The 13,593-nt window shown below is 74.6% G+C and carries 6 protein-coding genes; 2 read left to right on the top strand and 4 right to left on the bottom strand.

What is annotated here, in order from left to right:
- Positions 1 to 53: 53 nt before the first annotated feature.
- The gene (locus tag M0638_RS06610; RefSeq protein ID WP_248666175.1) at positions 54 to 452 is read left to right on the top strand and encodes a rhodanese-like domain-containing protein; all 399 of its coding nucleotides are present in this window, start codon (positions 54 to 56) and stop codon (positions 450 to 452) included.
- 93 nt (positions 453 to 545) lie between these two features.
- Here M0638_RS06610 and glgB read toward each other — a convergent pair whose 3' ends face one another.
- The 3 genes from glgB to M0638_RS06595 are packed head-to-tail and all read right to left on the bottom strand — an operon-like array spanning position 546 to position 9,541.
- Entirely contained in the window at positions 546 to 2,717 is a 2,172-nt protein-coding gene (glgB, locus tag M0638_RS06605; protein ID WP_248666174.1) for a 1,4-alpha-glucan branching protein GlgB, read from the bottom strand.
- Positions 2,717 to 6,070, bottom strand: a complete 3,354-nt coding sequence (gene treS, locus M0638_RS06600; RefSeq protein WP_248666173.1) for a maltose alpha-D-glucosyltransferase — start codon at positions 6,068 to 6,070, stop codon at positions 2,717 to 2,719. Before treS ends, glgB begins: the two co-directional genes overlap by 1 nt.
- Positions 6,071 to 9,541 carry a maltotransferase domain-containing protein gene (locus tag M0638_RS06595; RefSeq protein ID WP_248666172.1) on the bottom strand — a complete coding sequence of 1,157 codons (3,471 nt, stop codon included), beginning with the start codon at positions 9,539 to 9,541 and terminating at the stop codon, positions 6,071 to 6,073.
- A 368-nt stretch (positions 9,542 to 9,909) separates the two neighbouring features.
- Here M0638_RS06595 and M0638_RS06590 point away from each other — a divergent pair, with 368 nt between their 5' ends.
- Positions 9,910 to 12,054, top strand: a complete 2,145-nt coding sequence (locus M0638_RS06590; RefSeq protein WP_248666171.1) for a serine/threonine-protein kinase — start codon at positions 9,910 to 9,912, stop codon at positions 12,052 to 12,054.
- A 90-nt stretch (positions 12,055 to 12,144) separates the two neighbouring features.
- Here M0638_RS06590 and M0638_RS28770 read toward each other — a convergent pair whose 3' ends face one another.
- Entirely contained in the window at positions 12,145 to 13,464 is a 1,320-nt protein-coding gene (locus M0638_RS28770) for a hypothetical protein (protein ID WP_282571882.1), read from the bottom strand.
- Positions 13,465 to 13,593: the final 129 nt, after the last annotated feature.

The following is a 13,593-nucleotide window of genomic DNA, read 5'->3' as shown; positions in this document are numbered from 1 at the left end:
CTCGCCGACCGACGCGGCGCGCGGGAGGAGGGGCGGGAGGAGGGAGGAAACCGATGCGGAAAGGCTACAAGGCGCTGCTGGCCGAGGCGGAGGCGCAGGTGACGGCGGTCGATGCCGACGCCGCCCGCGGCCTGCTGGGGCGCGACGACGTGGTCTTCGTGGACCTGCGGGAGGCGAAGGAGCGGGAGCGCGAGGGCAGCATCCCGGGCGCCTTCCCCTGCCCGCGCGGGATGCTGGAATTCTGGATCGACCCGGAAAGCCCCTATGCGCGCCCGGTCTTCGCGGCGCCGAAGCGATTCGTCTTCTACTGCGCGAGCGGCTGGCGCTCGGCGCTGGCGACCCGGACGGCGCAGGAGATGGGGCTGGAGAACGTCGCCCATCTCGGCGGCGGCTTCACCGCCTGGAAGCAGGCGGGCGGCGAGGTGGCAACGGTGCCGCCGAAGGGAAGGTAGGTCGCTTCGGCACCGGACGGCCCCGGGCGCCCCCCGGCCGGCGCCGACGGGCGGCGGAGGACGTCCCCTCCCCCGCCCGACCCGACCCTGCCCCTACTCCGCCAGGAACACCACCGTCGCCAGCGGCGGCAGCACCAGGGAGAGCGACTGGTCGAAGCCGTGCGTCCCCGGCGCATCCGCCGAGACGCCGCCGGCATTGCCGAGGTTGCTGCCGCCATAGCCCTCGGCGTCGGAGTTCAGCACCTCGCGCCACCAGCCGCCGCGCGGCACGCCGACGCGGTAGCCGTGGCGCGGCACCGGGGTCATGTTGCAGACCACCAGCGCCGGCGCGTCGCCCTCCGCGCCCTGGCGCAGATAGGCGAAGACGCTCTGCTCCGCGTCGTCGCCCACCACCCAGCGGAAGCCGTCCGGCGAGGCGTCGAGCCGGTGGAAGGCCGGCACCTCGCGGTAGAGCGCGTTGAGGTCGCGCACCAGCTTCTGCACGCCCGCATGGCCGGGATCGTCGAGCAGCGGCCACGTCACCTGCGAATCGTGGTTCCACTCCGTCGGCTGCGCCAGCTCGCCGCCCATGAAGAGCAGCTTGCGGCCGGGATGCGTCCACATGAAGGAGAAGTAGGCGCGCAGGTTGGCCAGCTTCTGCCACGCATCGCCCGGCATCTTGCCGTAGAGCGAACCCTTGCCGTGCACCACCTCGTCATGGCTCAGCGGCAGCACGAACTTCTCGGACCAGGCGTAGACGATGCCGAAGGTCATCTCGCCGTGGTGGTATTTCCGCCAGGCCGGGTCCTGCTCCATGTAGTGGAGCGTGTCGTGCATCCACCCCATGTTCCACTTGTAGGTGAAGCCGAGCCCGCCCTCGGCGAGCGGCGCCGTGACGCCGGGCCAGGCCGTCGATTCCTCGGCGATGGTGACGGCGCCGGGGCAGCGCTCCGCCACGATCGCGTTCATCTCCCGCAGGAAGTCCACGGATTCGAGGTTCTCGCGCCCGCCGTACTTGTTGGGGATCCACTCGCCGGCGTTGCGCGAGTAGTCGCGGTACAGCATGGAGGCCACGGCGTCGACGCGCAGCCCGTCGACGTGGAAGTGCTCCAGCCAGTGCAGGCCGGAGGCGATCAGGAAGCCGCGCACCTCGTTGCGGCCCATGTTGTAGATCAGCGTGTTCCAGTCGCGGTGGAAGCCCTCGCGCGGGTCGGCGTGCTCGTAGAGCGCCGTGCCGTCGAAGCGGCCGAGCCCGTGCGCGTCGGTCGGGAAGTGCGCCGGCACCCAGTCGACGATCACGCCGATTCCAGCCTGATGGCAGCGGTTGACGAAGCGCGCGAAGCCCTCCGGCGTGCCGTAGCGCGCGGAAGGCGCGAACAGGCCGAGCGGCTGGTAGCCCCAGGAGCCGCCGAAGGGGAATTCCGCCACCGGCAGCAGCTCGACATGGGTGAAGCCCATCGTCTGCACATAGGGCACCAGCCGGTCGGCCAGCCCGTCCCAGTCCGGCGACTGCCCCTCCGCGTCGCGCCACCAGGAGCCGGCATGCACCTCGTAGATCGACATCGGCCGGTCCGGCGCCTGCGACGCGCCGCGACGCGCCATCCAGTCCGCGTCGTCCCAGGCATAGGGCGTGGGATCGGCGATGCGCGAGGCCTTGCCGGGCGCCATCTCGGCGCGCAGCGCCACCGGGTCGGCCTTGAGCGGCAGCGTGTTCCCGTCGCGGTCCTGGATCTCGTACATGTAGCGCAGGCCGGGGGCGAGGTCGGGGATGAACAGCTCCCACACCCCCGCCTCGGCGCGCCGGCGCATCGGGTTGCGCCGCCCGTCCCAGCCGTTGAACTCTCCCACCACCGAGACGCGGCTGGCGTTCGGCGCCCAGACGGCGAAGCGCACGCCGGGCACGCCGTCGACCGTCGTCACCTGCGCGCCGAGCACCTTGGAGATGTCGCGGTGGCGGCCCTCGGCGAACAGGTACATGTCCAGCTCGCCGAGCAGCAGGCCGAAGCCGTAGGCGTCGACCGTCTCCTGCACCACGCCGCCGGGCCAGGCGATGCGCAGCCGGTGCGGGCCGTCGCCATCCACCGGGCCGGCGAACAGCCCGGCCGGGTGGATCGGCGCCAGCGCCGCGAACGCCCCGTCCCCGCCTGCGCGCGGCGCGGCCGAGACCGCTTCCGCCCCGGGCAGGAAGACCCGCAGCTCCCCGCCATGCGGGCCGAGCACGGCGAAGGGATCGCCGTGCCGGCCCGTGACCAGCGCCTCCACGGCGCCCCGATCCGGCCCCGCCATCACGCGCGCACCAGGCTGGCGGCGAGCGCCGCCAGTCCCCGCACGGGCACGCCGATCCAGGCCGGCCGGTTCGCCGCCTCGTAGCGCACCTCGTAGGCGGCCTTCTCGAGCAGGAACAGGTCGAGCAGGGCACGCTCCGACTCAGGCGGCGACCAGTGCACCGGCGCCGCCGCCTCCACGGCGCGGTAGGCGTCGAGGAAGGTGGCCGAGGCCTCCCGCCGGAAGCGGTCGAGCAGCGCGTTGCGGCGCTCGACCTGGCTCGCCACCAGCGTCGCCGCGCCGTCGTTCTGCGCGGCCACGGCGGCGGCGTAGTCGAAGGAGCGCAGCAGCCCGGCCACGTCGCGCAGCGGGCTGCCCTTGGCGCGCCGCTCCTCCAGCGGCCGCGCCGGCTCGCCCTCGAAGTCGACGATCACCGCGTCGCCCTGCGCCACCAGCACCTGGCCGAGGTGGAAGTCGCCGTGCACCCGCGTCTTCAGCGCGCCGGCGGCGGACTGCGCGAGGCCGTGCACCGCGTCCACCAGCCCCTCGCGCTGCGCCAGCAGCCGCGCGGCCACCTCGCCGGTCGCCTCGTCGGGCCACTCCGCCTGCTGCGCCAGCAGGTCGAGCGCCGGTTCGAGCTGCGCCAGCGCACCCTCGGCCCATCTGCCGCGATCGGCCGCCCCCGCCTCCTCCGGCGCGAAGGCCGGGTCGGCGGAGGGCGCGGCCAGCACCGCGTGCAGCTCGCCCAGGCGCCGGCCCAGCGCCGCGGCGAAGGAGAGATAGCCCGCCAGGCTGTCCTCGGGCGGCGTCTCGGCCAGCGCCGCCTCGTCCACGGCGCGCTTGAGCCAGTCGAGCGTCCAGACCCAGCCGTCGCCCTGGTTGCGCACGAAGCCCTGGAGCAGCATCAGCGTGCAGGGCACGCCGTCCGCGCCGGTGCGCACCACCTCGCCCAGCAGCGGCGCGATGTTGGCGAAGCCGGCCTCGGTGAGGTGGCGCGTCATCTCCGCCTCCGGGTGGATGCCCGGGGCGAGCTTGCGCAGGATCTTCAGCACCACCGCCTCGGCGACGATCATCGAGGAGTTGGACTGCTCGGCCGAGAGCCGGCGGACATGCAGATCCGCGTCCGGCGCGAGCGGCAGCTCGATCGCGTCGAGCCGCTCGCCGCCGCGGAAGCGCACCTCGCCGTCGTCGGTCGCGACCGAGTCGTTCCCGCGCAGCGCCAGCAGCACGCCGCGCACGAAGTCGTCGGAGGCGAAGGCGTCGGTCAGGTAGCCGACGCGCCGCCCCTGGCGGATGCGCGAGAGGGCGAGCTGGGAGGCGAGCGGCCCCACCGTCTCGCTCTCCTCGACGCCCGAGAGGGGCAGGCAGTAGCGCTCGGTGCGGCCGGGCAGCGACACCTCCAGCTCGGCGAGCGTGCTGTAGGGCGCGTGGGGCACGTGGCCGAGCGCCACGAGGCGCACGCCCTCCAGCTTCTCGCCCTTGCTCGCGAACCAGCGGCGCTTGGGCAGGTAGCTCGGCAGCACCTCGCGCTCCAGCTCGCGCCGCTGCGCCGGGCCGATCCCGGTGTCCTCGGCGCGGAAGACGATGGTGCGCAGGTCCGGCAGCGGCTCGGGCGCCTTCTCGTGCCAGGCGGGCAGCGCCTGCTCGGTGGCGAGCAGGAACCAGTAGAAGCCGTAGGGCGGCAGGGTCAGCAGGTAGGTGAGCTGGCCGATGCCGGGGAAGGCGGTGCCGCCCAGCATCTCCACCGGCACGCGGCCGGCGAAGGCGGCGAGATCCAGCTCCACCGCCTGCGCCGCGCGCGAGAGGTTGTAGACGCAGAGGATCGTCTCGCCCTCATGCTCGCGCAGATAGGCCAGCACCTTGCGGTTGCCCGGGTAGAGCAGCCGCATCGTGCCGCGCCCGAAGGCCCGGCTGCGCCGGCGCGTCTGCAGCATGCGGCGCATCCAGTTGAGCAGCGAGGAGGGGTCGCGCGCCTGCGCCTCCACGTTCACCGCCTGGAAGCCGTAGAGCGGGTCCTGGATCGGCGGCAGCACGAGGCCCGCCGGGTCGGCCTTGGAGAAGCCGCCGTTGCGGTCCACCGACCACTGCATCGGCGTGCGCACGCCGTCGCGGTCGCCGAGGAAGATGTTGTCGCCCATGCCGATCTCGTCGCCGTAGTAGATCACCGGCGTGCCGGGCATGGAGAGAAGCAGGCCGTTCATCAGCTCGATCCGCCGCCGGTCGCGCTCCAGCAGCGGCGCGAGGCGGCGGCGGATGCCGAGGTTGATGCGCGCGCGCTTGTCGGCGGCGTAGGTGTTCCAGAGATAGTCACGCTCCTTGTCCGTGACCATCTCGAGCGTCAGCTCGTCGTGGTTGCGCAGGAAGATCGCCCACTGGCAGCCCTCCGGGATGTCCGGGGTCTGGCGCAGGATATCGGTGATCGGGAAGCGGTCCTCCTGGGCGATCGCCATGTACATGCGCGGCATCAGCGGGAAGTGGAACGCCATCTGGCATTCGTCGCCGCGGCCGAAGTACTGCTGCGTGTCCTCCGGCCACATGTTGGCCTCGGCCAGCAGCATGCGGCCGTGGAAGTCCTCCTCCAGCTTGCTGCGGATGGTCTTCAGGATCTCGTGCGTCTCGGGCAGGTTCTCGTTGCTGGTGCCCTCGCGCTCGATCAGGTAGGGCACGGCGTCGAGCCGCAGCCCGTCCACGCCGATCTCCAGCCAGAAGCGCATCGTGTTCAGCACCTCGGCCATCACGCGCGGATTCTCGAAGTTGAGGTCCGGCTGGTGGCTGTAGAAGCGGTGCCAGAAATACGCCTTGGCCTTCTCGTCCCAGGTCCAGTTGGATTTCTCGGTGTCGCAGAAGATGATGCGCGTGCCGCGGTACTTGTCGTCCGTGTCGGACCACACGTAGTAGTCGCGCGCCGGCGAGCCCGGCGGCGCCTCGCGCGCCGCCTGGAACCAGGGGTGCTGGTCGGAGGTGTGGTTGATGACCAGCTCGGTGATGACGCGCAGGCCGCGCCGGTGCGCCTCGTCCACGAAGCGCTTGGCGTCCTCCAGCGTGCCGTAGTCCGGGTGGACGTCGCGGTACTCGGAGATGTCGTAGCCGTCGTCGCGGCGCGGGCTCGGGTAGAAGGGCAGCAGCCAGAGCGTGTCGACGCCGAGCTCGGCGATGTAGTCGAGCTTCTGCAGCAGGCCCGGGAAGTCGCCCACGCCGTCGTTGTTGCTGTCGAAGAAGCTCTTGACGTGCAGCTGGTAGATCACCGCGTCGCGGTACCAGAGCGGGTCGGTCTGCCACTGCTCCTCGCGCGACAGCTCGGGGATCACCCGGCCGGTCTGCTGCGGCAGGTTCTCGCTGCTGCCCGGCAGGTGCTGCGTGTTCTCGGTGTACATTCAGATCCCTCCTGCCGGACGCACGCGCCAGATGCCGAAGGGCAGGTCGTTCGGGTCGAGGCGCAGCCGCTGCACCTTGCCCGTCCAGGCGAAGCGCGTGCCGCGCATCAGGTCCTCCGCCTCCAGCGTCGCGTGGTCCGGCAATCCCCATTCCCAGAGCGGCAGCTCGACATCCGCCTCCTGGACATTATGCGGGTCCATGCTGACCGCGCACAGCACCACGTTGGTGCGGTCCCCGCTCTGCTTCCTGTACCACAGCACCTGGTCGTTGAAGGCGTTGTGGAAGGCGATGCCGAGATGCGACTGCAGCGCCGGGTTCAGCCGCCGGATCGCGTTCAGCCGCGTGATCTCGGCCACGATGTTGCCGGGCCGGTCCCAGTCCCAGGCGCGTATCTCGTACTTCTCGCTGTCGAGGTACTCCTCGCGCCCCGGCAGGGCGCGGGCCTCGCACAGCTCGAAGCCGTTGTACATGCCCCACAGGCCCGAGAGCGTCGTCGCCAGTGCGGCGCGGATCAGGTGGCCGGCCCGGCCGCTGGTCTGCAGGAAGACCGGGTTGATGTCCGGCGTGTTGACGAAGAAGTGCGGCCGGTAGAAGTCGCGCGGCGCGCCCTGCGGCAGGTCCCGCGACGCCGTCAGCTCCTCCAGGTACTCGCGCATCTCGGCCTTGGTGTTGCGCCAGGTGAAGTAGGTGTAGCTCTGGCCGTAGCCCACCTTGCCCAGCCGGTACATCATCTTCGGCTTGGTGAAGGCCTCGGCCAGGAAGATCGAATCCGGGTAGGCGGCCCGCACCTCGCCGATCATCCACTCCCAGAAGGGCAGCGGCTTGGTGTGGGGATTGTCCACCCTGAAGCAGCGCACGCCCTGCCCGGCCCAGAACAGCACCACGTCGCGCAGCGCCTCCCACAGCGAGGGCACGGCGCCCTTCGCGTAGAAATCGACGTTGACGATGTCCTGGTACTTCTTGGGCGGGTTCTCGGCGTACTTGATGGTGCCGTCCGGGCGCCAGTCGAACCAGTCCGGGTGTTCCCTCAGCCAGGGATGCTCCGGCGAGCACTGGATGGCGAAGTCGATCGCCAGTTCCATCCCGTGCGCCGCCGCCGCGTCGCGCAGCGCCAGGAAATCCTCCAGCGTGCCGAGCTCGGGGTGCAGCGCATCGTGCCCACCATCGGCCGAGCCGATCGCGTAGGGGCTGCCGGGATCGGTCTCGCTCGGCGTCAGCGAGTTGTTGCGCCCCTTGCGGTTCTTCTTCCCGATCGGGTGGATCGGCGGGAAGTAGAGCACGTCGAAGCCCATCGCCTGGATGCGCGGCAGGTGGGCGATCACGTCGCGGAAGGTGCCGTGCCGGTTCGGGTCGCCGCTCATCGAGCGCGGGAACAGCTCGTACCAGCTCGCGAATTCCGCGGCCGTCCGCTCCGCCTCCACCGGCATCTCCGGCGAGCGGTCGCGGAAGGGCCGGTCGTCCGCGGCCGCCATGATCGCCATGGTCTCCGGCGCCAGCAGCAGGGAGAGCTTCTCCGCCTCCTCCGCCCGGTCGAGCCGCGCCGAGAGCGCCGCCGCCTCGCCGCCCGCGCGCTTCCCGGCCGCCTCCACCAGGCGGCGGCCCTCCTCGATCTCCAGCGTCAGGTTCAGCCCGGCCGCGTGCTTGACCTCGATCTCGTGGTGGTAGGAGGCGAAGGCGTCGCGCCACGCCTCCACGGCGAAGACGTAGCGGCCCATCCGCTCCAGCGGGAAGCTCGCCGTCCAGCGGTCGTTGGCGACCAGCGTCATGCGCGCCTCGCGCCATTCCGCCTCGTCCGCCGCGCGCCAGAGCAGCGCGGCGCCCAGCACGTCGTGCCCGTCGCAGATCAGGTCCGCCTCGACCGTCACGGTCTGGCCGAGCCGCCGCTTCACCGGGAAGCGGCCGTTCTCGATCGCCGGCGTCACCGCCTCGATGGCGACGCGCGGCCAGGTCGCGGCCTCGGCGGCGCTCGCCACGGCGGCGGGGCGCACCGCCGGCGCGGGCTCGGCGCGTAGCACGCGCACCTCGCCCGGGGCGAGGTCCAGGCTGTCGCCCGCCCCGAACGCCTCGCCGGAGGCCGGCAGCAGCGGCCGGAAGGCGGTGAAGTGCCCGCCCGTCCCCGGCAGCAGCGCGGCGGCGCTCACCGTCGCCGGCCGCGTCAGGTCGGCATTGGCCAGCACCAGCGTCGCCGCCCGCGCCCGGCGCAGGTCGCCGCCATCGGCGCGCAGCACCGCCGAGACCGGCGCGCCCGGCCCGCTCAGCGGCCGCTCCTCGCCCGCCGCCCCCTTGCGCGCCACCAGGGCGGCGTTGGCGAGCCGGATCTCCTCGCCGATGTCGTAGGCGCGGTTCTCCTCCAGCCAGGCCCAGTCGCCGGGACGGCTGCGCGCGGGGTCGAGCGGCACGCGCGCGCCGTACTCGAAGCCCATCGGCACCAGAAGGCCGGCGCCCCGCCCGGCCGCGTAGCGCAGCCGGCGCACCGCGTCGCGCGCGGCGAGGCGCGGATCGTCCTGCCCGGCGGCGATGCGCGGCCCGAAGGGCGCCTCCACCACGGCGAGCGGCGGCGCCACCGCGGCGAGGCGCAGCGCCTCCTCGGCCAGCCAGCCCTGGCGGAAATCCCACCAGGCGAGGGAGTCGCAGCTCGCGGCGAAGCCGGCCCCGGCCAGCGCCCGCAACGCCTCGGGCGCCAGCCCCGGCGTCCAGGCGACGAAGCCGCATTCCGGCGCGGCGCCGATCAGGCGCCGCCAGATCGCCGCCGGCACGCGCTCCGGGTCGAGGCAGCGGAAGCCCGCGACGCCCGCCGCCGCCCAGTCGCGCAGCCGCCGCTCCCACCAGTCGGCCAGCGCGTCGGCGATGCCGGGATCGTCCAGGCGCGCGGCCGTGGTGCCGTGCTCCAGCGGCGGCCGACGCGGGTCGGGCAGCGCCGCCCCGGCGTCGCGGAACCAGTCGCCGTGCATCGCCGCCAGCGCGCCGTCCGCCGCCACCCGGTCCGGCGTCAGGTCGAGCATCAGCGACAGGCCGCGCGAGCGCGCCTTGCCGGCCAGCCCGGACAGCACCGACGCGGCGTCCCCCGGAGCCTCCAGGATCGGGTGCGGCCGGTCGTGATCAGCGACGTGGTAGAGGTTGCCGCTGCGCCCGGTCGCGAAGACCGGCGGCAGCAGGACCGAATCGAATCCGAGCGCCGCGGTGCGGTCCAGCACCGCGTCCCACGCCGGCAGCGCGCCGATCAGCAGCGGGTGCAGGAAGCGGATGCGCGGCCCGGGCGGCACGTCCGGTCCGGCCTCGATCAGCGTTCCGCCGCCGATGCCGGCGGCCCCCATCGGGCCGGCGGCCGGCAGGCTCGTCGTCTCGTCCATCATGCTGTCGGTCGCCATCCGTCTCGCCGTGCTGGCGCGCGCCGGCCGCGCCACGCGCCGCGCCATCTCGCCCTCGCCATCCCCGGCCGCCGCGCGCCGGGCCGACCCGTCGGCCGTCACGCCGTCCGCCTCGGCGGCCGCTGCCGCGCTCCCCGTCCCCGATGCCGTCCCGGCGCGAGGACGTGCGTCGTCCCGGCCCGGCATGCTCGCGCGTCGTGCCATACAAGAACCCCCGGTTGGGCCACGTTCGGCGGCCTGCTCCCGTTTCGCAACGCAGGATGCGGAAGAGGGTCGGCCCAGGTCCACTTCACCAATCCGAGAGCCGGGCCCGTGGGCCGGGCCGTCCTGCCGGCGCCCCGTCCCGCCGGCCGGAGCCGCGAATCCGGCGCCCGGCACCGGCCCGTGCATCGGCCGCCCCCCGCCCCGACGCAAGGGTTGCCCCGCCGCCGCGTCTGCCCGACAACCGTCGCGGGGCGCGGGGAGCGGGCATGGAGACGGGGCGGATCGGCGGCAAGTACGAGGTGCGACGCACGCTCGGACAGGGCGCCTCCGGCATCGTCTACGAGGCGTTCGACACGGTGATCGAGCGCCCGGTCGCGATCAAGGTCGTGAACCTGCCGGCCCCCGGCGACGCGGAGGGCGAGGAGGCCGCGGCGCGCTTCCGGCGCGAGGCGCGCGCCGCCGGCCGCCTCTCGCACCCCAACATCGTCGCCGTGTACGACTACGGCGAGGACGGCAAGGCCGCCTGGATCGTGATGGAGCTGGTGGCGGGCGGCTCGCTGAAGGCGCCGATCGACCGCGGCGAGCGCTTCCCGCTGGCCGAGGTGGTGCGTCTGATGACGCAGGTGCTCGCCGGCCTCGCCTACTCGCATGCGCGCGGCATCGTCCACCGCGACATCAAGCCGGCCAACATCATGCTGGCGCAGGAGACGCTGCCGGACGGCCGTCCGGCCGGACCGGCGCAGGTCAAGATCGCCGACTTCGGCATCGCCCGCATCGAGAGTTCCTCGCTCACCCAGCTCGGCCAGGTGATGGGCACGCCGGCCTACATGTCGCCCGAGCAGTTCCGCGGCGAGACCGTGGACCTGCGCGCCGACATCTGGGCCGCCGGCGTGATGCTCTACCAGCTCCTCACCGGCGAGCGGCCCTTCGAGGGCGGCTACAATTCGGTGATGCACAAGGCGCTGCACACCGAGCCGACGGCGCCCTCCGTGCTCTCCGTCACCACGCCGCGCGGCTTCGACGCGGTGCTGGCGCGGGCCCTCGCCAAGCGGCCCGAGGACCGCTTCCCGGACGCCAACGCCTTCGCCGCCGCGATCCAGGAAGCCGCGGCGGCACGGTCGCCGGCACCGCTGCCGGGGCTCGGCGGGGCGGAGGACGGCGACGCCACCCAGGTCCGGCGCCCCCGCGACCCGCCCGGCGGGCAGCGCCCTGCCGACGACCGGACCGGTGGCGACCGGATCGGTGGCACGGGACGCGATCGGACCGGCCCGCCCCTGCCGGCGCTGCTGCTCGGCGGATTGCTGCTGCTCGCGGGTCTCGGCGGCGGCGCGTGGTGGTGGTTCCGCCCCGGCCCCGCCGTCGAAGGCCCCGTCGGACCGGCCGACCCGGCGCGGGAAGCCGCCGCGCGGGAGGCCGCCGCACGAGAGGCAGCCGCGCGGGAGGCAGCCGCACGAGAGGCAGCCGCGCGCGAGGCCGCCGCGCGGGAGGAAGCGGCACGCGACGCGGCGGCACGCGATGCGGCGGCACGCGATGCGGCGGCACGGGAAGCCGCCGAACGCGACGCGGCGGCACGCGACGCGGCGGCACGGGAGGCCGCGGCGCGCGACGCGGCGGCGGCGCGGGAAGCCGCCGCGCGTGACGAGCTGGTCCGCCGGCAGGCCGCCGAGGAGGATGCCCGCCGGCTCGCCGAGGCACAGCAGCGCGCCGCCGACGAGGCGGCCCGGCAGCGCGCCGCCCAGGCGGAGGCGGAGCAGCAGGCCCGGGAGGCGGCCCGGCGCAACGCCCTGCCCGACGCCGCCGCCGCGATGACCGCCGCGGCCCGCTGCGGCGTGCTCACCTCGCGCATCGGGAACGACACGCTGACCGTCGCGGGCGTCGTCCAGCGCAGCGAGGAGGCGGCGGTGCGCGGTGCCCTGGCCGCCCGCCAATTGCCGCCCGGCACGGCGCAGCTGCGCCTGGAAAGCTTCGTCGGCCCCTACTGCGACCTGCTCGACGCGATCCGGCCGCAGGTGCCGGCGCCCGATACCGGCCTGCGCTTCGCCCTGATCGGCAAGTCGCCCATCGCCGACGAGCAGGAATTCGGCTTCGGCATCACCATGCCGGACTGGCCGGCGCAACTCACCGTCGCCTATGTCGCCAGCGACGGCTCGGTGACCCATCTCTTCGCGCCGAGGGCCTACGGCGCCGGGGCGCAGGAACGCCTCACCGGCTTCAAGGGCGGGCCGCCCTTCGGCACCGACCTCGTGCTCGCCATCGCCGCCGAGCAGCCCCTGTTCACCCAGCCGCGCCCGCAGACCGAAACCCTGGCCGGCTTCACCGCGGCCCTGCAGAACGCGCTGCGCGCGGCGGCGCAGCGGCGGCAGCGCGTCGCCATCCGGCCGATCGTGGTGGAGTCGGTGCCGCGCCGCTGAGCGGCGGCGGGCAGGGCGGCACGCCACGCCGCCCCGTCACGCGGCATGGCCCCCTCGGGCGCGTTCCGCCACGCCCGGAACGACCCCGGCTCAGCGCGGCGTCGTGCCCTCCAGCATCAGGCGGCGCAGCCGCTCGACCCGCTCCGCCCCCACGCCGAGCGCCTCGGCCGAGAACATGCGCGGGTCCGGGGTGTGCAGCAGGTAGGCCTGCGCCTCGTTCAGCATCAGCTCCTCGTCGTCGGGATCGTAGCCCTCGCCCGCGAGGAAGCGACGGAACAGCGCGCGGTCGTCGGCGGTGAAGCGCTCGTGCCAGACCCGGCGCACGCGCCCGGCATAGTCGGGATCGGTGAAGAAGCGGCCGTGGCTCATCTCGTGGCGCAGGATCGACTCGCGGGCCGGCGCGTCCACCGCCGGGCCGGTCTGCGGCACCGAGATCAGCGCCACCTCCCCGTCCGGCACCTCCCGCCGCGCCGCGGCCAGCGCCTCGCGCACCCACAGCTCCGGCGGGTGCAGCGCCACGCCGTCGCGCGCCGCCAGGGCGAAGAAGCGCTCCAGGTCGGTGCCCCGGTAGTCGTGGCCGAAATAGTAGGTGGCGGGCGTGCTGCCGCTGCGCGCGATCGCCTCGGCCAGCTCCGCGTCGGTCAGCACCCGGTCGCGCGGCAGGCCCAGCTTCTCCACCAGCGCCGCCACCCGGTTCAGCGCGGCACCCTGGCTTTCCAGGTCGGGGAAGTCGAGCACGAAGACGCGCGGCTCGGCCTCGGCGCGCAGCAGGGTCGGGCGCGCCGCCCGGTGCAGCCGCAGCGCCGCCTCGCCCAGCAGCGGCACGGCCCCGGCCGGGCGCGGCGGCCGGGCGATGGCGGCCGGCCGTGCCGCCGGCCGGTCCAGACCGCCGGGCGGCCCGGGGTTCAGCCCGGCGAAGGGATCGCCGACCGCGCCGGGCGGCGGCAGGGCGCCGGGCGCGGGCGGCGCGGCAACGGCCGCGGCCTCCGTCGGACCCGGCGCGGAAAGTCCCGGCTTGGCGACCGGCGCCGCCGGCACCGGACCCGGCTCCCCGGCAGGCCGCCCCTCGTTCCGCGCGATGCCGCCGACAGGCGCGGCGACCGGCGGCGCGACCCGGGGCGGCGCGACCCGGGGCGGCGCGGCGTCGGCCCGGGTGTCGGGCACGGCGGGGACGGACGGCGCCGCGCCCAACGGCGCTCCGACCGGCGGCGCTCCGACCGGCGGCGATCCGACCGGCGGCGACACGGCGGCGGGCGGCCCGGCGGCCGGGGCCGGCGCGTCCGCCACGGCGACGCGCTGCGTCGCCCGGTCCGCCCCCGGGCCTGCGCCCGCACCCGGATCGGGGCCGCTCCACAGCCAGCCCGCCAGCGCCACCGCCCCGAGGCCGAGCCCGATCGTGGCACCGCCCATGGCGAGCCGCTGCCGCCGGTGCGACGCGACCGCCCGCGCCAGCGCCGACGAGTCCGTGCCGCCCGCCGCCGGCCCGGCCGCCGCCCGGCGCGCGCCGGCAGGCGCCGCCCCGGCCGGCGCACCGATGGG

This window comes from Roseomonas acroporae (assembly GCF_023223525.1).
Taxonomy (GTDB): domain Bacteria; phylum Pseudomonadota; class Alphaproteobacteria; order Acetobacterales; family Acetobacteraceae; genus Roseomonas_E; species Roseomonas_E acroporae.
This window is presented reverse-complemented; position numbering and strand designations above follow the sequence as displayed.